This window comes from Mesorhizobium sp. WSM3868, from assembly GCF_002294785.1.
Taxonomy (GTDB): domain Bacteria; phylum Pseudomonadota; class Alphaproteobacteria; order Rhizobiales; family Rhizobiaceae; genus Mesorhizobium.
Genome location: NZ_NSGB01000017.1, coordinates 56,239 through 76,628, shown reverse-complemented (window position 1 = coordinate 76,628; position 20,390 = coordinate 56,239). Strand labels below are relative to the sequence as shown.

Sequence of the window (20,390 nt, the reverse complement as noted above, 5' to 3'; positions counted from 1 at the left end):
TCTCTTGGGGCGGGGCAAGCGAAGAGGTGACGAATGACGCAGCTCGACGAGCGCAAGCTCGATCCCGCCGTAGCCCTTGCCTCGCTCGACGAAACGGCGCCGCGGGAGCCGCACCGGCTGTTCGCGCTCAAACAGGGCGATTGTTTCGCGGTCACCGACGCCTATGGTGACATCAGGGGCGCCGGCGACGGTTTCTTTCGCGACGACACCCGCGTTCTTTCCGAGTTCCGCCTGACGATCGGCGGCAGGCCGATGTCGCTGCTCGGCGCCTCGCTCAGCCAGGACAATGTTCTCTTCACCAGCAACCTGACCAACTTGCCGATTCAGAGCGCCGCCGGCCGCGACATTCCGCAAGGCGCGATCCATATCGAGCGCGTCAGGCTGATCTGGCAGGACAGGTTGTTCGATCGCATCACGCTTTCCAACTACAGCCGCGAGCATTCGACCATCGCCATCTCCTTGCATTTCGCCGCCGACTTCCGCGACATGTTCGAGGTGCGCGGCTCGACACGGCCGAAACGTGGAACGGTCCATCTGGCGAAGACCGACAAGGCGTCCGTTATGCTCGGCTATGACGGTCTCGACGGCCTGCCGCGCCTCTCGGCAATCTCCTTCTCGCAAGCTCCCGACCAACTGAGCGACAGTCGTGCCGACTTCCTGATCGCGGTGACTAAGCGCAGCAGCAAGGTGCTTTATGTCGAAGTGGGACCGGAAGTTGCCGAAACCCCCAATCGCGACCGGTTCCGGGCCGCTGCCGCACGCGCGCGTTTTGCCATGCGCGCCAAGCGCCGGCATGGCGCCACCGTCCACAGCTCCGGTCGCGTCTTCAACGATTGGGTCGAGCGCGCCCGCGCGGATGTCGCGTTGCTTACCACCGAGCTTCCTACCGGGCCTTATCCTTATGCCGGCATCCCGTGGTTCTCCACGGCCTTCGGCCGCGACGGCGTGATCTCCGGCTTGCAGATGCTGTGGCTCAATCCGGGTCTCGCGCGCGGCGTGCTGGCGTTCCTTGCCGAACATCAGGCGACGGAAACGTCGCCCTTCATCGATTCCCAGCCAGGCAAGATCATGCATGAGACGCGCAAGGGCGAAATGGCGGCGCTGCGCGAGCTTCCCTTCGGCCGCTATTATGGCGGCGTCGACACGACCCCGCTCTACATTCATCTCGCCTGCGCCTATGCCGACCGCACCGGCGACATGGCCTTCATCGACACGCTCTGGCCATCGCTCAAGGCGGCCGCCGAGTGGACGGAAGAGGCAAGCCGGGCAACGGGTTTCGTCACCTACCAACGCGCGGCGGAGTCCGGCCTCGCCAACCAGGGCTGGAAAGACAGCGTCGACTCGGTCTTCCATGCCGACGGCCGCATGCCCAAAGGACCGATCGCGCTGGTTGAGGTGCAAGGCTATGTCTTTGCCGCTTATCGCGGCCTTGCCGCGCTCGCACGCCGCCGCGGCGAGTTTGCCGATGCCGAACATTGGGAGAACCGCGCCGAGGAAATGCGGATCGCCGTCGAGCGTGACTTCTGGATCGAGGATCTAAACTTCTACGCCATCGCGATCGACGGCGAAGGCGAGCCCTGCAAGGTGCGAACGTCAAATGCGGGGCATCTGCTTTATGCCGGCCTGCCGCAGCCGGAGCGCGCCAAGATTGTCGCCGATCAATTGCTGTCGGCTTCCTTCCATTCCGGCTGGGGACTGAGGACGCTTGCAGACGACGCGATCTTCTTCAATCCAATGTCCTACCATAACGGCTCGATCTGGCCGCACGACACGGCGCTCTGCGGTGTCGGCCTGTCGCGCTATGGCGAGCGCGAAAGTGTCGTGCGGCTGATGAGCGGCACGTTCGAGTCGGCCGTGCACTTCAACATGCGGCTGCCGGAATTGTTCTGCGGCTTCACCCGGGCGCCAGGCGAGGCGCCGATCGCCTATCCTGTCGCCTGTCTGCCGCAGGCCTGGTCGGCAGGCTCCACCTTCATGCTGATGCAGGCCTGCCTCGGTCTGGAAATCGACGGCTGGAAAGGCGAGCTGCGCGTCACTCGCCCACGGATGCCCATCGGTATCGACACGCTCACGCTCAGGCATCTGTCCGTCGGCGATAAGACTATCGACCTCACCTTCCAGCGTGTCGGGGACCGCGTCGTTGCCTTCCTCGCCGATCGGCATGAGGGCCTGGTGCCGCTGATTGTGCGGACTTAGACGGGTCGATTGCGCAATTCCGGACGGAAAACCGTTACGAGAGCGGAGTTCCGCAAATGCATCCGGCAGTCGAAAAATGTCGGAACCGACGAGCGCCCTATGCGTTTGCAAACCGGAACCGGCACACCTCTCCGCAGCCGGCAAGAACGAAAACAAAATAGCGGACAGCCGGAGGCAACCTGGCATCAATGGCACAGTATGGCGTCGACCTCTTGTGGGTCCTTATCCTAGCTAGTCTCGGACTCAGCGCTCTCGCGATCTTCGTCTCAATAACCAGGCACCGTCACCAGCATGCAACGGCTGTGAACACGCCCGGTGCGGGCGAGGACGTCGCATCGGAAGCCGCACGCAAGGTGTTGCGCGAATTCGAGAAGAACGGGCAGTCGGTCGACGCCGCCCTCGTCACCTGGTCACCGGAGACGCTGCGCAAGATCCTTGCCGAGGATCTGCCGGACGCACAGGTCATCGTCGTCTCCAACCGCGAGCCCTACATCCACAATGAGGACGAGAACGGCGATGTCGAGCTCGTCGTGCCGGCGAGCGGACTGGTCTCGGCACTGGAGCCGATCACGCGCGCCTGCGCCGGCACTTGGATCGCCTATGGCGGCGGAAGCGCGGATCGTCAGGTCGTCGACCGCCACGACCGGGTACAGGTGCCGCCCGAAAATCCATCTTATGCCCTGCGCCGGGTCTGGCTGACCGACGAGGAATATCAGGGCTATTATCTCGGCTTCGCCAATGAAGGGCTTTGGCCGCTCTGCCATATAGCCTTTACCCGACCGATCTTCCGCGAGTCGGACTGGGCGGCCTACGAGGCCGTCAACCGCAAATTCGCCGAAACGGTGGTTGCCGAGGCGCGCAACGAGAGGCCGATCGTGCTGGTCCAGGATTATCATTTCGCGCTGCTGCCGCGCATGATCCGCGAGCGCCTGCCCGAGGCGATTGTCATCACCTTCTGGCACATCCCGTGGCCGAATTCGGAAGTGTTCAGCATCTGTCCGTGGCGCGAGCGCATTCTGGATGGGCTGCTGGGCAGCTCGATCATCGGCTTCCACACCCAGTTCCATGCCAACAACTTCACCGAGAGCGTCGACCGTTTCATGGAGAGCCGGATCGAACGGGCGGATGCCGCGGTGTCCTATGGCGGCCAGACGACTTTGGTCCACGCCTACCCGATCTCTATCGAATGGCCTGTGCAGCTCCTGAAGAGCCTGCCGCCGGTCGAGGAATGCCGCGCGCAAATCCGCGAGCGGTTCGGGATTCCAGCCGACGCCAAGCTGTGCGTCGGTGTCGAGCGCCTCGACTACACCAAGGGCATTCTCGACCGCTTCCATGCGCTGGAGGAACTGTTCATCCGCTACCCTGAAATGGTCGGCAAGGCGGTGTTCCTCCAGGTCGCCGCACCGAGCCGGGGCACATTGCCGGCCTACAAGCACCTGCATGAGGAATGCCAGCGGCTCGCCGAGGGACTCAACGAGCGCTATGGCAACGGCAGCTATCGTCCGGTCGTGCTCGTGGCCGAGCATCACTCGCAGAAGGACGTCTACAAGATCTACCGTGCGGCCGACATCTGCCTCGTCACCAGCCTGCATGACGGCATGAACCTCGTGGCCAAGGAGTTCGTTGCCGCGCGCGACGACGAAGAGGGCGTACTCCTGCTCAGCACGTTTGCCGGGGCCTCGCGCGAACTGCTCGAGGCGCTGATCGTCAATCCTTACGACGCGGCGATGATGAGCGAAGCCATGCGGCAGGCGCTGGTCATGGGGCCCGACGAGCAGCGCGAGCGCATGCGCCGCATGCGCGAGATCGTACGCGACAACAATGTCTATCGCTGGGCCGGCAGCATGCTGCTCGACGCGGCGCGATTGAGGAAGCGCGGCGAGCTCGACCGCGTCACGGCCTTGTCCGACCGCTCGGCAAACACCAACGGCGACAATGTCGTCTCTATCTTCGAACGCAAACAGGCAGTCGGATTCCGATGAACATCCAGGCAGATTTGACCCCACCGCTCCCCGAAGGCCGGTGGGCGCTCTTCCTCGATATCGATGGCACATTGCTCGAGCACGCCGCCCATCCAGATAGCGTCGCGGTCAGCGCGGAGTTGCGTTTGCTGCTGCAAGCGGTCGAGCACCGGCTGGATGGAGCGCTGGCTTTCATCACCGGCCGCTCTATCGCGGCCGTCGACCGGCTGTTCGAGCCTTTGAAGCTGCGGATCGCCGGCCTCTACGGGCTGGAGCACAGGCTGACACCGGACGGACAAATCGAGGCCGCCGACGAGCCGGCGGATATGGCCGCACTTGCCGACGAAATCGAGCTGGAGCTGGCAAGCAAGGCCGTCTATGTGGAGCGCAAGGGGCCGGTGCTCGCCATCCACACGCGGGCAGCGCCGCAATTGCTGGCCCGCGCGACGGAGCTGGTCGAGACAGCACTTGCCCGGCTGCCGAAAGGCTACCGCGTAATTGCCGGCAATGCCGGTGTCGAACTGATGCCGCTAGAGGCGGCCAAGGGCGCCGCAATCCGGCGCTTCATGCAGCTTGAGCCTTTCACCGGACGGCGTCCGGTATTCCTCGGCGACGACACGTCCGACGAAAACGGTTTTGAGACCGTCAATGCCGCGGGCGGGATCTCGATCCGCGTGAGACCGCAGGGCGAGACCGCGGCGCGTTTCGCCATCGCCGATGTCGCCAGCGCGATCGCCTGGCTCGCGTCGAATTTCAATGACGGTTTCGAACCGGCGGACCGCAGCGATCTGGTTGCCTGATCATCTCGGGAAAAGTGCGTCGCGGTCCTTCGTCTGGGATCGCAAAAACGGCCCCACAACGGGGCCGTTTTGTCGGTGGCTGCACTGAATGGTTACTTGCTGCCGCCGTTCTCCTTGACGCTGCTGCAGAACTCCGGATGGCTGTTGGCTGCATTGGCGTTCTTGGCCTCGTCCTCACAAGCCGTCATCATCGCGGTCTGGTCCTCCGGCGACATTGCCTTCCACGCCTTCACGAAGGCGTCCTTGCTGACCATCGTCTTCATGCTGGAGTCGGTGTAGAAGGGCTGCATCTTGGCTGGGTCATCCAGCGCCGACGTGCCGGTTTCGCCAGCGGCGAGAGCCGAGCCGGCGACCATCGAAAGGGTCATTGCGCCAAGGCAGATCATCTTGATGTTCATGACATAAACCTCCTGTTTCTCTGGATCGTTCGAGAAACGATCGTGTCATCAACGGAAGGTCCGGATCAAAGTTCCTCTATTCCCGTGAAATGCAGAAAAAAATTCTGAAGAAAAATGGTCCTGAGAGGGCCGAAACTCTCCGTGGTCCGGCCGTTAAGTTTGGTTGCATTACACTCAGGGCGGCAATCAGTAGCAGGAACGCTAATGTTCCAGGCGACCAGGCGCGATCAGTTCCTGTCGATCGGCTTGGAGCGCATCCGTGAAACGGTCTCGCGCTCGGCGCGCTTGGAGCGCATCGGCGGCAGACCGCGGTCGACGAGGTCCATGTCCTCCAGCACCATGTCGCCCATGCGCTTGAAGGCATCGTCGAGCGCGCCGGCGCGGTGGGCTGAGCGCAGAAAGCCGGAAAGCGAGCGCACCGGGTGGTCCTTGGCCAACGGCTCCTCGGGAAACACGTCGCTGGCCGCAACGACATGACCGCTTTTGACCGCTTCCATCAGCGCCGGGAAATCGACGACGCCGGCGCGGCTGAGCAGGATGAAGGCGGCGCCCTGACGCATCTTGGCGAAAGCGTCGGCGCCGAGAAAGCCCTGGTTCTCGCTGGTCACCGAGGCGACGACGAAAACGAAATCGCTTTCCGACAGCACCTTGTCGAGCGGGGCCGGCTCGACGCCATGCTCCACCAGCACGGAAGGCGGTAGCCAGGGATCGAAGACCCTAGTGCGCGTTCGGAAGCCGGTCAGCAGCCGATTGAGAGCGCGGCCAAGATCGCCGAAGCCGATGATGCCGACATCCGAACCTGAGAGGAGTCGCGCCGTCTGGTTGCCGTCACCGCCCCATAGTTCCTTGCCTTGCCGGAAGGCGAGGTCGGCATCGACGATGCCGCGCGCCAGGTTTAGCGCCATGGCAAGGCCGAGTTCCGCCACCGGCTCCGCGAACACCAGGCCGGTGGTGACGACGTGAATGCCGCGGGCAAACAGCGTCTCATAGGGCATGTTGTTGATGAGATTGGTCTCGACGTTGAAGATGCAGCGCAGCGCTTTCAACCTCTCCAGCGTCTGAGGGGTGATCGGCGGCTGGCCGACGATGTAGCGGGCTTCGGCCAGCACATCTGTCGGCAACTCCGAGACGCCTTCCGGCGTTGTCTCGACGATGCGATATCTTTTGCGGAAGCGCGCCAGCTGCGGCGGCGTGAAGATCAGGTCGAGCGTGCGCGGTTCGGGTGCGCTGATCACCAGCGGCGAGGCTTTGTTGGACATGATTTTCCTCCCGGCGCGATTGGATCGCACCAATCATATCAGCGTTTTTACTCCCGATGAAACGATTTACAACAGCGAAAAATCGATTTATCGATTATGTTAACGAGAGGGCGACCACTCGCCTCCGGGAGAAGATTAATGGCGCAACAGCAGGCCCAGCAGCGGCGCGCGTCGATCCACGATGTGGCAAGCCAGGCGGGCGTGTCGGCGGCCACCGTTTCCAAGGTTCTTTCCGGCGTCACCACGGTAAAACCGGAAAACGCGCAGCGCGTCCTCGATGCCGTCGAGCTTCTGGGCTACCGCGTCGATCCGCTCGCCTCGGACATGCGCAGGGCCAAGCGTCGCATCATCGGCGCCATCATGCCGGAGTTCGAAAGCGAGTTCTTCGGCCAGATGGTGAGCGAGCTCGAAGGCCTCGCCGAGCAACGCGGCTATACGCTGGTCGCCGCCTCCAGCCGGGAATCGGAGCAACGTGAGAAGGAGATCCTCGCCCGCATGCATGACTGGCGCGTTGCCGGCGTCGTACTGGCACCGGTGCGAAACGAGCACGGACCGGCGGCTGGTTTCATGAAAGCGAACGGCATGACAGGGGTGCTGATTGACCGCGTGCTTGCCGATGACGCCTTCGACACGGTTTCGGCCGACAGCGCTGCGGCAAGCGCCGAAGTGGCGCGCGCGCTGGTCAGCAAGGGCCATCGCCATGTTCTTGTGGTCGGTCTCGGCCAGCAGGCGGCGACCGTACGCGCCCGGCTGGAAGGGTTTCGCAAGACGGCAGTTGAGCTTGCGCCCGACATCAGGGTCGACGTCGTACTCTGCGAAAGCGATGTCGGGCCCTTGCGGACGCTGCTTCGCGATTATTTCAGCCAGCGGGAAGACGGCGGCGACAGGCCTACGGCGGTCTATTCGCTCTTCCTCAAGGGCACGCTGGTGGCGCTTTCGGAATTTCGGCGGCGCGGCTGGCATTGCCCAAACGACATCTCGCTGGTCGGCTTCGACGACGCCGAATGGATGCAGGTGACGTGGCCGGCGATCGCCGCGGTGGTGCAGCCGGTGCGCGAGATCGCCGCCAACGCAATGGAGGTTCTGTTTCGCAGGATCGAAGGCGAGCGCGGCCCGCCGAGGGCGCGGCTCGAACCTTGCAAGGTGTTCATGCGGGAATCCGTTGGCTCGCCAGGCAGCGTCCCGCATTCCGGGGGAGGAGACCGACAATAACCCCCATTGTCGAAAACGGAAGAAGAGTGCCGGCCCTGGCCGAGGCATCCGGCGCAAACAAACGGAGGACGGAATGACATCGCTTTCCACAAAGATAAATCGATTTACTCTCGCATTGGGCGTGGCGCTTACCTTTGCCGCGGTCGGCACTGCTAAGGCCGAGGACGGCGAATATGGCGTGCTGATGAAGACCTTGGCCAATCCGTTCTGGGGCGCGATGGCGCAGGGCGTCGCCGACGGCGCCAAGGAAGCCGGCGTGAAATACTTCCAGCAGGCGGCCGAAAGCGACCAGGCGGCCGAGCCGCAGCTTAACCTCTGCAACACGATGCTCGAGCGCAAGCCGGTGGCGATGATCACCGCCGCCATCAACTCGACCAACCTCTTGCCCTGCCTGAAATCGGCGCAGGATGCCGGCATCAAGATCGTCGATCTCGACAACAATCTCGACCAGGCGGTTCTCGACAAGGAAGGCGTCAAGGTCACCTTCCATATCGGTTCCGACAACGTCGCCGCGGGTGCGCTAGGGGCCGAATATCTCGTCTCCAAGCTTGGCAAGGACGCCAAGGGTCCGGTGCTGGTGATCGAGGGTCTCTCCGGCAACATCACCGGCGAGAAGCGCGCCAAGGGCTTTGCCGACAAGCTCAAGGAACTGGCGCCGGGGCTCGAGGTCGTCGCCTCGCTGCCGGGCGACTGGGATCGTGGCAAGGCGGCCTCGATCGCCACCGACACACTGACGGCGCATCCCGATTTGGTTGCCATCTTCTGCGCCAACGACGGCATGGCGTTGGGCGCCGTGGAATCGGTCTACGCCGCCGGCAAGGGCGAGCAGGTGACGATCATCGGCGTGGACGGCAATGTCGACGCGGTGAAATCGATCAAGGAAGGCCGTCTGAACGCTTCCGTCGCCCAGCTTCCCTATCTCGTCGGCAAGCAGGCGGTCGAGAACGTCAAGAAGGCGCTGGCTGGCGAGAAGATCGAGGAAAGCATCGCGGTGCCCACCCTGGTGCTGACCAAGGACGTGCTCGACGCCGGCAAGGAGCCGATGCTGCAATATGTGAAGTAAGAGAAGGGAGTAGGGGAGTAGGTCCGTAGGGGAGTAGGAGGAGGAAGGTTTGCACTTCCAAGACCCGGCTCTCTCCCGCTCACTTCCCTATTCCCCTACTTCCCTACCCAGAAGGGTGAAAACCATGGCTTCCGAAACGGCGCAGCCCGGGTTTTGGGCTCGGGTGCAGCGCGCATCCGTCGAGAGGCTCCACATCAGGCTGGAGTCGCTGCTGGTGCTTGTGCTGCTGAGCGCGGCGATGGCGCTTTTGTCGCCTTTCTTCCTGTCGCTCAGCAATTTCCTCAACATCCTGCTCGCGACGTCGACGATCGGCGTGCTGGCGATCGCCGCGACCTTCGTCATCGGTTCAGGTGGGCTCGATCTGTCGCTGGGATCGGTCATGGGCCTTGCCGGCGTGGCGGGGGCCTTCGTCGCCGTCAACCTCGGCTGGCCGTCGGTGTTCGCGGTGATCGCCTGCATTCTGGCCGGAAGTATCGCCGGCTACATCAACGGCCAACTGGTCACCCGCGCCTTCGTGCCCGCCTTCATCGTAACGCTCGGCATGCTGGGCCTTGCGCGCGGGCTGGCGCTCGTCATCTCACAGGGCAGGGCGATCTACGGCCTGCCGCCGGAGATCGTCTATATCGGACAAGGGAGGCCGCTCGGCATTCCGATGCCCGTCATCATCTTCGTGCTGACGGCGATCGTCGCGCATACGGTGCTTGCCTATACGCGCTTCGGTCGCCACACGTTGGCGCTCGGCGACAGCGAAGGCGCGGCGCGCGCCGCCGGCATCCGCGTCGAGCAGCATCGCCGCATCATCTACACGCTCTCCGGCGCGCTTGCCGGGCTTGCCGGTCTCTTGTTCACCGCCCGCGTCAATGCGGGCGACCCGACCGCCGGCATCAACTACGAACTCACCGCGATCACCGCGGCGATCATCGGCGGCACCAATCTGTTCGGCGGCCGCGCCTCGATCCTCGGCACAATGATCGGCGCGCTGATCATGGGCGTGCTGCAGAACGGGCTGACGCTGCTTGCGGTGCAGTCCTACTACCAGCAGATGGCGATCGGCGCGGTGCTGATCCTCGCGGTCTTCATCGACCAGTATCAGGTGCGGAAGGAGTCGCGCGTATGACACTGCTTTCGCTCCATAAGATCCGCAAAAGCTTCGGGGCGGTCGACGTGCTGCATGGCGTCGACCTGTCGGTCGCGGCCGGCGAGGTGGTCGGGCTGGTCGGCGACAACGGCGCCGGCAAGTCGACGCTGATGAAGACCATCACCGGCATCTACCGCGCCGACACCGGCTCGATCGAGTTCGACGGCAAGGACATCCTCGCTCTCGATCCCGGCCAGCGGCGCCGGCTCGGCATCGAGATGATCTACCAGGATCTGTCCTTGGCCAAGCAGCAGGACGTGGCCTCCAACATCTTCCTTGGCCGAGAGCCGACGAAAAGGCTGCTCGGCCTCTTCCCCGGCTTTGTCGACAAGACCGAGATGGATCGGCAGGCGACGCGGATGATCGAGCGGCTCGGGGCGCACCTGCCGTCGATCAGTCGTTCCGTCGGCTCCTTCTCCGGCGGCCAGCAGCAGACGGTGGCGATTGCGCGGGCGCTCACCTTCAACCCGAAGCTCGTCATCATGGACGAGCCGACGGCGGCGCTCGCCGTGCGCGAGGTGCAGAGCGTGCTCGATCTCATCCGGCGGCTGAAGTCTGAAGGCATCGCCGTCATTTTGATTTCGCACCGGCTGAATGACGTGCTGTCGGTCACCGACCGCATCGTCGTGCTGCGCCACGGCAGGGCGGATGCCGATCTCGTCACCGCCAAAACCAACATGAACGAAGTCGTCAGCCGCATCGTCGGCGGCGGCGACACGGCCGCCGCGGCGGCGCACGAGCAACGAGGCTGATATGAATGTTTTCGGACTGCACACTTTCGCCATCGCCCCGGTCTGGGATCTGGCCCGCATCGAGCCGCAGATGGACCGGCTGAAGGAGCTCGGCATCGGCCTGATGGAGATTCCGCTGCTCAGACCCGAGGAGATCGACACCAAGCGCACGCGCGGTTTTGCAAACCATTATGGCGTGCAGCTCATTCCGTCGCTCGGCTTGCCGCGCGCACTCGACGTGGTGGAGCGGCCGGAAGAGGCACTCGATTTCCTGCAGCCGGCCTTCAATGTCTGCAACGAGGTGGGCGCCGAGGCGCTCGGCGGCGTCACCTATGGCACGATCGGCAAGACCACCGGCCGGGCGCCGACGCAGCGGGAGATCGACGGCATGTGCCGCTTCCTCGAACGGGCGGCAAAGTCGGCGAAGGCCCGCAGCCTGAAGCTCGGCATCGAACCCTGCAACCGCTACGAGACGCATCTGATCAACCGCGGCATCGACGCGGCGCGCATCATCGAGCGCATCGGCGCCGACAACATCTTCATCCATCTCGACACCTACCACATGCATATCGAGGAAGAGAGCTTCGCGGCCGGCTTCGAGGCGGCGGCGCCCTTCCTCGGCTATGTCCATGTGTCGGAGGCCAATCGCGGCGTGCCGGGGCGCGGCATGCTGAACTGGGCAGCCTGCATGAAGGCGATCGCCGACATCGGCTATGAGGGCCCGATCACGCTCGAAAGCATGAACCATGTCGACGTCGACATCGCCGGGGGGCTCGCGGTATGGCGCCCGGTGGCGGACGACCCGCGCGACGTCATCGAGGTGGGGCTGCCCTTCCTGCGCGAGGAAGCGAAGAAGGCGGGGCTGACACTCGGGTAACGAAAGCTAGTTGCCCCGGCGCGTCAGCCAGCGGCGACGCGCCTCCAGCTGTTCGGCGAGTTCGGCCTCGTCCCAGTAGCCGATGAGCACGCCGGAGCCGATGATCGGGTCGAAATGCCCGACCTTGTCGTCGATCTCCGTCAGCCACTCGTCGGGGACGGTGATGCGGTTGTTGGGCAGCGCCAGCCAGCGCATCAGCATTTTGCGCAGCCTCTCGATGTCGCCAGCGGCCGACGGCTCGCGGCCGAGGTCGCGCAATTCGCCGGGGTCGTTCTGGAGATCGAAGAACATCGGCTCGACACCTTCGCCATGGACGAGTTTGGAGCGGCCGTCGGTGATCATGTAGAGCTTGCAGCCCGACACCGGCATGGCGAGTCTCAGCCGCGCCGCATCGCCGCTGTAGTCATATTCGCTGATGGCATAGTTGCGCAGGCTCTTCCGCTCACCCGAAGTCAGCGACAGCAGCGAGCGGCCTTCGAGGACATGCGGCTTGGGCTCGCCGCCGAAATAATCGAGGAAGGTGGGCGCGAGATCGATCATCTCGACCAGCGCGTCCGACGTGGTTCCTCTTGTGACGTCGGCTTCCGGACGAGGATCGTAGACGATCATCGGCACCTTCACCGCGACGTCGTGGAACAGGTATTTCTCGCCGAGCCAATGGTCGCCGAGATAGTCGCCATGGTCAGAAGTGAAGACGACAAGCGTATTCTCGAACAGGCCGCACTTCTCCATGAAGTCGAACAAAAGGCCAAGCTGATCGTCGATCTGCTTGATCAGGCCCATGTAGCAGGGAACGACCGTTTCGCGGACCTCATCGCGCGAGAAGTTCTTCGAATACCGCTCCTGCTGGAAGGCCTCGAAGATCGGATTTGGCGAGACGCGCTCGGCTTCGCTGCGAACGGGCGGCTGGATCTCCGCCTTGCCGTACATGGCGTGGTAGGGCGCCGGCACGATATAGGGCCAGTGCGGCTTGATGTAGGAAAGATGCGCGCACCAGGCTTCGCCCTTGGCTTCGGCGTCCTCGATGAAGCGCATGGCGCGGCGCGTCATGTAAGACGTCTCGGAATGCTCCTCCGGAATGCGCGCCGCCTTGTCGGCATGGACGAGCAGCCAGCCGTTGAAATTCTCGCCATTCTCGCCTTCGCCGGAATTCGCCCAATGCTCCCAAGGATTTTCGGCCTCGAAGCCGTGCTGGCGCAGATAGGAGTCGTAGGCCGGATCGGGGTCGTAGCTGGTCGAGGGGTGCAGGCCGTCATCGCGCTCGAACGGCTCGAAGCCGCATTCCGCGACACGCACGCCGATGACGGAATCCTTGGCGATGCCGAGGCGCTCCATGCCTTCCTCGTCGGCCTTCATATGTGTCTTGCCGATGAGCGCACAACGCACGCCGACCTCGCGCAGATGGTCGCCCAGCGTAGGCTCGCCGACTCTGAGCGGCACGCCGTTATGCGTCGAGCCGTGCGAGCGGACGTAGCGGCCGGTATAGGCGCTCATGCGGGAGGGGCCACAGACCGTCGATTGCACATAGGCATTGGTGAAACGCACGCCGCGGCTGGCGAGCCGGTCGATGTTCGGCGTCGTCAGACTCTTGTGCCCGGCGCAGCTCAGATAATCGAACCGCAGCTGGTCGCACATGATGAAAAGGACGTTGCGTTTCGAGGTCATTGCTGCCCGTCGGAATGGTTCTCGAACCCGGTAATGCCAGAACAATCAGCGCATGCCAACCAGGGCAACCAGCCTGTACAGCTCACCAGAGAACTTTACAAAATCATTTTTCCATGTGAAGTCTCAGGCATCCCAAGGATCCCAAATGACATCCCACCGTTTTGCCACCCGTCTCAATTCCTTCGCCTCGCGGCCTGAGGCGGAGTGGGCCGGGCTTACCGGGAAGCCCTCGGTGCTGCAGATGGCGGCGCGGGCGGCCAAGGTCGAGGGGCTCACCGATCTCGATCTCAACTATCCCGACCATATCGGTGAAAACCCCAGGGAAATCGCACGGAGGCTTGGCGATCTTGGGCTTTCCATCAATGGCTTCGCGATGCGCTACTACTCCAATCCCGCCTTCAAGCTCGGCGCGTTCACCAATCCCGATCCGGCAGTGCGGCGTGAAGCCATCGACCTTACCAAGGCTGGCATCGATGCGGCGCAAGAGGCGGGCGCCAGTCTCATGACATTGTGGCTGGGGCAGGATGGTTTCGACTACGCTTTCCAGGCCGACTACGCGACACTTTGGCAACACGAAATCGACGGTATTCGTGAAGTTGCGGCGCATGACCCCGATTGCGCCATCAGTCTCGAATATAAGCCGAACGAGCCGCGCTCCTATTCACTGATGCCGGATGCCGCGACCACGTTGCTGGCGATCCGCGAGGCCGGCCTGCCCAATCTGGGCGTCACTCTCGACTTCGCGCATGTTCTTTATGCCGACGAGCAACCGGCCTTTGCCGCCGCTCTTGTCGCCCGTCACAGCAGGTTGCTCGGCGTTCATCTCAACGATGGCTACGCCAAGCGCGACGACGGCCTGATGGTCGGCGCCGTGCACACGCTGCAGACGATCGAGCTGCTGCGCCAGATACGCAGGGACGGCTACGCCGGTGCCATCTATTTCGACACCTTTCCGGACATGACCGGTCTCGACCCGGTGCGCGAATGCGAGGTCAACATCGCGACCGTCAACCGCATGTTGCGGGTCGTCGAGCGGCTGGGGCAGGACAATCGGCTGGCGGCTGCCCTCGACGGACAGGACGCGGTTGCCTCTCAGGCTGTCGTCCAAGAAATCCTGCTCGGAGCAAATGCAGGATGACGTCCGCGGATCTCCGAGCTGTGGGGCCGCGCATCCGCATGATGATGCCGCATCTCACACTGCTGGAGGCAAAGGTGGTGGAAACCGTGTTCGGCCGCCGCGGTTTCGACGAGACGATCCCTTTGAAAGAGATCGCTGACGAGGCCGGCGTCTCCGAGGCGATGGTGGTGAAGATCGCCAAGAAGCTGGGCTTCTCCGGCTATCGCGACTTCCGGACGGCAGTCTGCGAATACAGCCGCTCGCCGACCGCCGAGATGCACCGGGAACTCTCCGTCGACGATAGTTCGGCCGAGATCGTGCAAAAGGTCTTCCGCACTTCCATACAGGCGCTGGAGGAAACGCTCGCGATCCTTGACATCGGCGATTTCGACCGGGCCGCCGACCTCATTTATCGATCCAGAAATCGCGACTTCTACGGCGTCGGCGGCTCAGCTCAGATTGCCCGGGACGTCTCGCACAAGTTCCTGCGCATCGGCATCCGCGCGGCGGTTTACGACGATTCCCACATGATGCTCATGTCGGCCTCGCTCCTCGGCGCCGAAGACATTGCCGTCGGCTTTTCCCATTCCGGCAACAGCAGCGCGGTGATTGATGCCGTTCAGCTCGCCAGAAAGAACGGCGCCCGCACGCTTGCCGTAACCAACTACGCCAACTCGCCGCTGGCAGCCGAGGCGGATGTCGTGCTCTGCTCGACCGCGCGGGGGTCGCCGCTGATGGGCGAGAATGCGGCCGCCCGTATCGCCCAGCTCAACATCCTGGATGCGCTGTTCGTCGCGGTGGCGCAGCGCGACTATCAGGCGGCGGAGCACAATCTCGGCCGCACCATGTCGGCAGTGACGTCGAAGCGCCGGGACAAGAACAGATGAAAGATCATCGCGGATGAGCGTTGCTTCAGCGGGGGTGGTGGCCGTGTTCGGCAGCCTGCATTACGACATCCTGGTCGACGCACCGGATCGTCCGCGCAAGGGCGAGACGGTGACCGGTTTCGGCTGGCAGCCGAAATGCGGCGGCAAGGGCGGCAATCAGGCCCTGTCGGCGGCGCGCGCGGGGGCGAGGTCGGCGATGATCGGCGCCGTCGGCGACGACGATTTCGGCCGCGCGCTGCTCGCCAATCTCAGCCGCAGCAATGTCGATCACCGCTTCGTGCGAACAGAACCGGGGATCCGATCAGGCATGAGCGTGGCCATCTTCGACGACGATGGCGACTACGGCGCGGTGATCGTTTCCGGCAGCAATCTGACACTCGGTGAAAAGGATGTCGCGGCGGCCGCCGGTCTGCTCGCGCAGACTTCGGTGCTGTTGCTGCAGAACGAAGTTCCGGAAATCGCCAACATCGCTGTCGCGCGCGCGGCGAAGGCTCACGGCTGCTGCGTCGTGCTCAACGCGGCGCCGGCCCGGCCGCTGCCCGCCGAACTCACCGGGCTCGTCGACATCGTGATCACCAACGCCATAGAGGCGGAGTTCCTGGCCGGCATTCCGGTCGTCGACACGCTTCAAGGCGCAGCTGAGGCAGCGCGGCAATTGGCAATCGTTTGTCCGGCCGCAATCGTCACCGCCGGCGGCGATGGCGTCGCCTATCACGACCGCGATGGCCGCGCCTTGGCGCTCGTTGCCATTCCGGTGAAGGTGGTCAGCACCCATGGCGCCGGTGATGAATTCGTCGGTGCCTTTGCGGCTGCGCTTGCTCGCGGCGAGCCCACCGATGCCGCCATCGCCGCCGCGAATGCCGCCGCCGCCCTGCTGGTCTCGACCCCGGAGGCGGATCGCCAAACGCCCCCTCAAAAGATCCAAGGCGGCGTGCACCGTCCAGAGTAGCCTTCGGTTTACCGATCTAGACAACTGGTGCAATGTTGGTTTGGAGGATCGAGATCGTGCCATTCGTCAGTATCGGCGGCATTGCGTTGCACCATCGCCTTATCGCCGGGACGGCTGCTGCGCGCCCGATCATCTTCATCAATTCGCTCGGCACCGACTTGCGGATCTGGGACGATGTCGTCGCACGGCTTGCCGGTGAGATGCCGATGCTCGTCTATGACAAGCGCGGCCACGGACTTTCCGACATCGGCAGCGGCGTGCGCTCGATCGACGACCATGTCGACGATCTGAGCGCGCTCATCGATTGCTTCGGCTTCCAGAAGGTCGTGCTTTTTGGCCTGTCGGTCGGCGGCATGGTCGCGCAGGGGTTCTATGCACGGCGGCCCGAACTCGTCGAAGCGCTGATCCTCAGCGACACCGCGCACAAAATAGGCACCCCCGAGAGCTGGAACAGCCGCATCGCGACGGTCGAGCGTGACGGCATCGAGGCGATTGCCGATGGCATCATGAAGGTGTGGTTCACGCCGGATTTTCATGCCAACCGCGCCGCCGAGCTTGCCGGTTGCCGCAACATGCTGACCAGGCAGGCGCTGCCGGGTTACATCGGCACGTGTATGGCGGTTCGCGACGCGGATTTCACCGACAGCGCGCGCCGCATCGCGGTGCCGACGCTCTGCATCGTCGGCGACCAGGACGGCTCGACGCCGCCCGATCTCGTGCGCTCGCTTGCCGACCTGATCCCCGGCGCGCGCTTCGAGCTGATCCGCGGCGCCGGGCACATTCCCTGCATCGAGCAGCCCGACGCGGTCGTCGCCCTGATCCGCGCCTTCGTCGCGTCGTTGCCTGAGGGAAAGCATCTCCATGGGCGATGACGCAAACAATACCAACCGATACCGGACCGGGCTCGAGGACGACGCATCGCAATCGATTGCGAGGCGGTGCGCTTCTCCTGGTGGATGACGACGATCCTGCACCGCTTCCCCGAGACGGGTGAGTTCGGCCAGCGCATCCAGGAAGCCGGCCTCGATTATCTCGTACACATCAATGCCGCCTCGACCGCGCTGGCGGAGAACAATGTCGGCCTGCCTTACTGAGCGGACCGAGTCGTCAGACCCGTTCCAGTGCAATCGCAATGCCCTGGCCGACGCCGATGCACATCGTGGCCAACGCGTAGCGGCCGCCGCGCTCGCGCAGCTCCAGCGCCGCCGTGCCGGTGATGCGCGCGCCCGACATGCCAAGCGGATGACCGAGCGCGATCGCGCCGCCGTTGGGGTTCACATGCTTCGCCTGGTCGGAAATTCCGAGTTCACGCAGCACGGCAATGCCTTGCGAGGCGAAGGCTTCGTTCAACTCGACGACGTCGAATTGGTCAGGCCTCAAGCCGAGACGGGCGCAGAGCTTTTTGGTTGCCGGCGCGGGACCGATACCCATGATGCGCGGCGCGACGCCGGCAACAGCACCGCCGAGAATGCGGGCGATCGGCGTCAGGCCAGGTTTCCTGGCAGCCGCTTCGGAGGCGATGATCAGCGCGGCAGCACCGTCATTGACGCCGGAGGCGTTGCCGGCAGTCACGGTGCCGCCCTGGCGGAACGGCGTCGGCAGCTTGGCCAGCGCCTCGATGGTCGTGCCGGCGCGGGGATGCTCGTCCTTCGAGACGACGATTGGCTCGCCTTTTCTTTGCGGGATCGCCACCGGCGTGATCTCCTTCGCCAGCCGGCCATTGGCCTGCGCCGCAACAGCCTTGTCCTGGCTGCGCGCGGCAAAGGCGTCCTGGTCGGCTCTGCTGACCGAAAACTCCTCGGCGACGTTCTCGCCGGTCTCCGGCATGGAATCGACGCCGTACTGCTTCCTCATCAGCGGGTTGACGAAGCGCCAGCCGATGGTGGTGTCGTAGATCTCGGCATTGCGCGAGAAGGCGGTGTCGGCCTTCGGCATGACGAAGGGCGCGCGGCTCATCGATTCCACCCCGCCGGCAATCATCAGCTCGGCCTCGCCGGCCCTGATGGCTCGGGCGGCGATGGTGACGGCATCCATGCCCGAGCCGCACAGCCGATTGACCGTCGAACCCGGAATGTCCTGGGGAAGGCCGGCCAGCAGCAGCGCCATGCGGGCGACGTTGCGGTTGTCCTCGCCGGCCTGGTTGGCGCAGCCAAAGACGACGTCGTCGACCGCGGCCCAGTCGACGCCCAGGTTGCGCTCGACCAACGCCTTCAGCGGAATGGCGGCGAGATCGTCGGCTCGCACCGAGGATAGCGCGCCGCCAAAACGGCCGATCGGCGTGCGGATGTAGTCGCAGATGAAGGCATCAGTCATTATGCAGCTTTCCCTTTGGCGGTACCCGCATGCGCGGCCTTGGTGCGCGCCTGCAAATCGCGCAATGTCTTCAGCTCGAGTTCCGTCGGCGCCGGCGTCTCGTCAAGCGCCTCGGCAAACTTTGCTTCCCAGCCACAGGTCGCCTGCACCTCTTCGCGGGTGACGCCGGGATGCAGCGAGACGACGGTGAATTCCTTGGTGACACGGTCCGGCTTCCAGACGGCGAGGTCGGTGATCAGCAAGCTCGGACCGGCGGTGTCGATGCCGAGCCGCTTGCGATGGTCGCCACCCTCGCCATGGCCGAAGGAGGTGAAGAAGTCGATCTTTTCGACCATGCCGCGCTTCGACTGCGCCATGGTGATGTAGACCTCTCGCGAGGAGGTGGCGATTTCCGGCGCGCCGCCGCCGCCGGGCAGCCGCGTCTTGGGATGCGCATAGTCGCCGATGACTGTAGTGTTGATGTTGCCGAATTTGTCGAGCTGGGCGGCGCCAAGGAAGCCTATCGAGATGCGGCCGCCCTGCAGCCAGTAGCGGAACATCTCCGGCACCGCGACCGTGGTGACCGCCGTCTCGCACAATTCGCCGTCGCCGATCGACAGCGGCAAAATGTGGGGCGCGGTGCCGATGGTGCCGCTCTCGTAGATCAGCGTGATGTCCGGCGCATGGGTCAGCCGCGCGACATTGCAGGCGGCCGACGGCGCGCCGATGCCGACAAAGCAGACATCGTCGTTCTTCAGCGCACGGCTGGCGGCAATCGTCATCATCTCGTTGGGAGTGAAGCCCAGATCATTCTCGTTCATGCGGCTTTCCTCAGATGCTCGACGCGAGCAGCGAAGTCGTCTGCGCTGCTCTCGATGACGTTCTTCTGCATCCATGCCTGAAAGCGGTCGCGGTCGGCGGCGATCTCGTCCCATTCGAGATAGGCGGCGTTGTCGCGCTCGTAATAGCCATGCGTGTAGGAGGGATGGGAGCCGCCCGGCACGATCGAGATTGCCGCGATCGTCCAATTCGGCAGCACGGTGAGATTGGGGTGGAGATCGTCGAAACTGTCGACCACTTCCTCGACCGTCACCACCGCGCGTTTGGCGGCGAGCACGGCCTCTTTCTGGATGCCGATGATGCCTTCGACCAGCACATTGCCTTTGCGGTCGGCCTTCTGCGCGTGGATGAAGGTGACGTCGGGCCGGATCGCCGGAACGGCGGCCAGCACCTCGCCGGTAAACGGGCAGGTTATGGACTTGATGTTTGCATTGACGGCGGCAAGGCCTGCGCCGCGATAGCCGCGGAACACCGCGCAGGGCAGGCCGGCGGCCCCCGCCTCATAGGCGTTGGCCATGCCGGCGTGGCTGTGCTCCTCGACCTCGATCGGCCGCGGAAAGCCGTTCTCGATGGCGTCGCGAACGCGCCTGAGCAGGCCGACGCCGGGATTGCCGAGATAGGAGAAGACGATCTTCTTGGCCATGCCCATGCCGATCATCTGATCGTAGATCAGGTCGGGCGTCATGCGGATCAGCGTCAGGTCGCGAAAGCCCTGGCGGATTGCCTCATGGGCCGCGGCGGTCGGGATCAAATGGGTGAAGCCCTCGAAGGCGACCGTATCGCCATCGTGCAGAGTCTCCGCAACGGTCTTTTTCAGCGGCAGGAAGTTGACCATCGTCCATTGCTCCGGAGATCAAGGTTCATATCGGAGCATATGAGAGCGCCCCTCTCGCGTCACTATGAGGATGCCTGCAGGCAAACGAGGTGCAGCGCAAAACAATCGGGACATGCGGGACTTGGCCGTTGACGCTTCGTCTCAGATACGCTAATGAACAGGATTATACA

The 20,390-nt window shown here is 63.8% G+C and carries 18 protein-coding genes and 1 pseudogene; 13 read left to right on the top strand and 6 right to left on the bottom strand.

The annotated features are described in order from the left end of the window. Positions 1–33: 33 nt before the first annotated feature. From CK221_RS23445 to otsB, 3 genes are all read left to right on the top strand, one after another. Complete coding sequence (locus CK221_RS23445) at positions 34–2,196, top strand: amylo-alpha-1,6-glucosidase (protein ID WP_095779428.1); 2,163 nt, start codon at positions 34–36, stop codon at positions 2,194–2,196. Positions 2,197–2,384: 188 nt separating this feature from the next. Next, entirely contained in the window at positions 2,385–4,178 is a 1,794-nt protein-coding gene (locus CK221_RS23440; RefSeq protein ID WP_095779427.1) for a trehalose-6-phosphate synthase, read from the top strand. Further along, positions 4,175–4,957 carry a trehalose-phosphatase gene (otsB, locus tag CK221_RS23435; protein WP_095779426.1) on the top strand — a complete coding sequence of 261 codons (783 nt, stop codon included), beginning with the start codon at positions 4,175–4,177 and terminating at the stop codon, positions 4,955–4,957. The genes CK221_RS23440 and otsB overlap by 4 nt, the downstream gene beginning before the upstream one ends. A 92-nt stretch (positions 4,958–5,049) precedes the next feature. Here the strand turns inward: otsB and CK221_RS23430 are convergent, their stop codons facing one another. Both CK221_RS23430 and CK221_RS23425 read right to left on the bottom strand, forming a co-directional pair. Further along, positions 5,050–5,355 (bottom strand): hypothetical protein, encoded by a 306-nt coding sequence (locus CK221_RS23430; protein WP_095779425.1) that lies wholly within the window; start codon positions 5,353–5,355, stop codon positions 5,050–5,052. 227 nt (positions 5,356–5,582) lie between these two features. Then, the gene (locus tag CK221_RS23425; protein WP_095779424.1) at positions 5,583–6,614 is read right to left on the bottom strand and encodes a hydroxyacid dehydrogenase; all 1,032 of its coding nucleotides are present in this window, start codon (positions 6,612–6,614) and stop codon (positions 5,583–5,585) included. A gap of 138 nt (positions 6,615–6,752) precedes the next feature. Here CK221_RS23425 and CK221_RS23420 point away from each other — a divergent pair, with 138 nt between their 5' ends. From CK221_RS23420 to CK221_RS23400, 5 genes are all read left to right on the top strand, one after another. Further along, the gene (locus CK221_RS23420) at positions 6,753–7,826 is read left to right on the top strand and encodes a LacI family DNA-binding transcriptional regulator (protein WP_095779423.1); all 1,074 of its coding nucleotides are present in this window, start codon (positions 6,753–6,755) and stop codon (positions 7,824–7,826) included. A 73-nt stretch (positions 7,827–7,899) separates the two neighbouring features. After that, positions 7,900–8,889, top strand: a complete 990-nt coding sequence (locus tag CK221_RS23415; protein ID WP_245430713.1) for a substrate-binding domain-containing protein — start codon at positions 7,900–7,902, stop codon at positions 8,887–8,889. Between the two features lie 124 nt (positions 8,890–9,013). Then, complete coding sequence (locus tag CK221_RS23410) at positions 9,014–10,006, top strand: ABC transporter permease (RefSeq protein ID WP_066992192.1); 993 nt, start codon at positions 9,014–9,016, stop codon at positions 10,004–10,006. Next, positions 10,003–10,779: an ATP-binding cassette domain-containing protein gene (locus CK221_RS23405; protein ID WP_095779422.1), complete on the top strand. Its 777-nt coding sequence runs from the start codon at positions 10,003–10,005 to the stop codon at positions 10,777–10,779. The genes CK221_RS23410 and CK221_RS23405 overlap by 4 nt, the downstream gene beginning before the upstream one ends. 1 nt (position 10,780) lies before the next feature. Then, positions 10,781–11,635 (top strand): sugar phosphate isomerase/epimerase family protein, encoded by an 855-nt coding sequence (locus CK221_RS23400; protein ID WP_095779421.1) that lies wholly within the window; start codon positions 10,781–10,783, stop codon positions 11,633–11,635. Between the two features lie 6 nt (positions 11,636–11,641). On the opposite strand, the gene CK221_RS23395 is transcribed toward CK221_RS23400, so the two are convergent. Next, the gene (locus CK221_RS23395; RefSeq protein WP_095779420.1) at positions 11,642–13,300 is read right to left on the bottom strand and encodes a sulfatase-like hydrolase/transferase; all 1,659 of its coding nucleotides are present in this window, start codon (positions 13,298–13,300) and stop codon (positions 11,642–11,644) included. A gap of 145 nt (positions 13,301–13,445) precedes the next feature. On the opposite strand from CK221_RS23395, the gene CK221_RS23390 reads away from it, so the two are divergent. From CK221_RS23390 to CK221_RS23370, 5 genes and pseudogenes are all read left to right on the top strand, one after another. Next, on the top strand, positions 13,446–14,438 hold the full coding sequence (locus CK221_RS23390; RefSeq protein ID WP_095779419.1) for a sugar phosphate isomerase/epimerase family protein: 993 nt from the start codon (positions 13,446–13,448) through the stop codon (positions 14,436–14,438). Beyond that, on the top strand, positions 14,435–15,304 hold the full coding sequence (locus CK221_RS23385; RefSeq protein ID WP_095779418.1) for a MurR/RpiR family transcriptional regulator: 870 nt from the start codon (positions 14,435–14,437) through the stop codon (positions 15,302–15,304). Before CK221_RS23390 ends, CK221_RS23385 begins: the two co-directional genes overlap by 4 nt. Positions 15,305–15,317: 13 nt before the next feature. Continuing rightward, positions 15,318–16,253: a ribokinase gene (locus CK221_RS23380; protein WP_095779417.1), complete on the top strand. Its 936-nt coding sequence runs from the start codon at positions 15,318–15,320 to the stop codon at positions 16,251–16,253. 56 nt (positions 16,254–16,309) lie between these two features. Further along, entirely contained in the window at positions 16,310–17,125 is an 816-nt protein-coding gene (gene pcaD / locus CK221_RS23375) for a 3-oxoadipate enol-lactonase (protein WP_095779457.1), read from the top strand. A gap of 60 nt (positions 17,126–17,185) precedes the next feature. Beyond that, a pseudogene (locus tag CK221_RS23370) lies at positions 17,186–17,347 on the top strand (4-hydroxybenzoate 3-monooxygenase); the annotation flags it as partial. Between the two features lie 13 nt (positions 17,348–17,360). On the opposite strand, the gene pcaF reads toward CK221_RS23370, so the two are convergent. From pcaF to CK221_RS23355, 3 genes are read right to left on the bottom strand one after another with little or no spacing between them, the layout of a single operon-like run. Continuing rightward, complete coding sequence (pcaF, locus tag CK221_RS23365) at positions 17,361–18,566, bottom strand: 3-oxoadipyl-CoA thiolase (RefSeq protein ID WP_095779416.1); 1,206 nt, start codon at positions 18,564–18,566, stop codon at positions 17,361–17,363. Beyond that, on the bottom strand, positions 18,566–19,366 hold the full coding sequence (locus CK221_RS23360; RefSeq protein ID WP_095779415.1) for a CoA-transferase subunit beta: 801 nt from the start codon (positions 19,364–19,366) through the stop codon (positions 18,566–18,568). Before CK221_RS23360 ends, pcaF begins: the two co-directional genes overlap by 1 nt. Beyond that, positions 19,363–20,220, bottom strand: a complete 858-nt coding sequence (locus CK221_RS23355) for a CoA transferase subunit A (RefSeq protein WP_095779414.1) — start codon at positions 20,218–20,220, stop codon at positions 19,363–19,365. The genes CK221_RS23360 and CK221_RS23355 overlap by 4 nt, the downstream gene beginning before the upstream one ends. Positions 20,221–20,390 lie beyond the last annotated feature (170 nt).

Bases quoted from the DNA above. Each gene is read 5' to 3' on its own strand.
- CK221_RS23445 (WP_095779428.1), top strand. From the start codon at position 34: ATGACGCAGCTCGACGAGCGCAAGCTCGATCCCGCCGTAGCCCTTGCC.
- CK221_RS23440 (WP_095779427.1), top strand. From the start codon at position 2,385: ATGGCACAGTATGGCGTCGACCTCTTGTGGGTCCTTATCCTAGCTAGT.
- otsB (WP_095779426.1), top strand. From the start codon at position 4,175: ATGAACATCCAGGCAGATTTGACCCCACCGCTCCCCGAAGGCCGGTGG.
- CK221_RS23430 (WP_095779425.1), bottom strand. From the start codon at position 5,355: ATGAACATCAAGATGATCTGCCTTGGCGCAATGACCCTTTCGATGGTC.
- CK221_RS23425 (WP_095779424.1), bottom strand. From the start codon at position 6,614: ATGTCCAACAAAGCCTCGCCGCTGGTGATCAGCGCACCCGAACCGCGC.
- CK221_RS23420 (WP_095779423.1), top strand. From the start codon at position 6,753: ATGGCGCAACAGCAGGCCCAGCAGCGGCGCGCGTCGATCCACGATGTG.
- CK221_RS23415 (WP_245430713.1), top strand. From the start codon at position 7,900: ATGACATCGCTTTCCACAAAGATAAATCGATTTACTCTCGCATTGGGC.
- CK221_RS23410 (WP_066992192.1), top strand. From the start codon at position 9,014: ATGGCTTCCGAAACGGCGCAGCCCGGGTTTTGGGCTCGGGTGCAGCGC.
- CK221_RS23405 (WP_095779422.1), top strand. From the start codon at position 10,003: ATGACACTGCTTTCGCTCCATAAGATCCGCAAAAGCTTCGGGGCGGTC.
- CK221_RS23400 (WP_095779421.1), top strand. From the start codon at position 10,781: ATGAATGTTTTCGGACTGCACACTTTCGCCATCGCCCCGGTCTGGGAT.
- CK221_RS23395 (WP_095779420.1), bottom strand. From the start codon at position 13,300: ATGACCTCGAAACGCAACGTCCTTTTCATCATGTGCGACCAGCTGCGG.
- CK221_RS23390 (WP_095779419.1), top strand. From the start codon at position 13,446: ATGACATCCCACCGTTTTGCCACCCGTCTCAATTCCTTCGCCTCGCGG.
- CK221_RS23385 (WP_095779418.1), top strand. From the start codon at position 14,435: ATGACGTCCGCGGATCTCCGAGCTGTGGGGCCGCGCATCCGCATGATG.
- CK221_RS23380 (WP_095779417.1), top strand. From the start codon at position 15,318: ATGAGCGTTGCTTCAGCGGGGGTGGTGGCCGTGTTCGGCAGCCTGCAT.
- pcaF (WP_095779416.1), bottom strand. From the start codon at position 18,566: ATGACTGATGCCTTCATCTGCGACTACATCCGCACGCCGATCGGCCGT.
- CK221_RS23360 (WP_095779415.1), bottom strand. From the start codon at position 19,366: ATGAACGAGAATGATCTGGGCTTCACTCCCAACGAGATGATGACGATT.
- CK221_RS23355 (WP_095779414.1), bottom strand. From the start codon at position 20,220: ATGGTCAACTTCCTGCCGCTGAAAAAGACCGTTGCGGAGACTCTGCAC.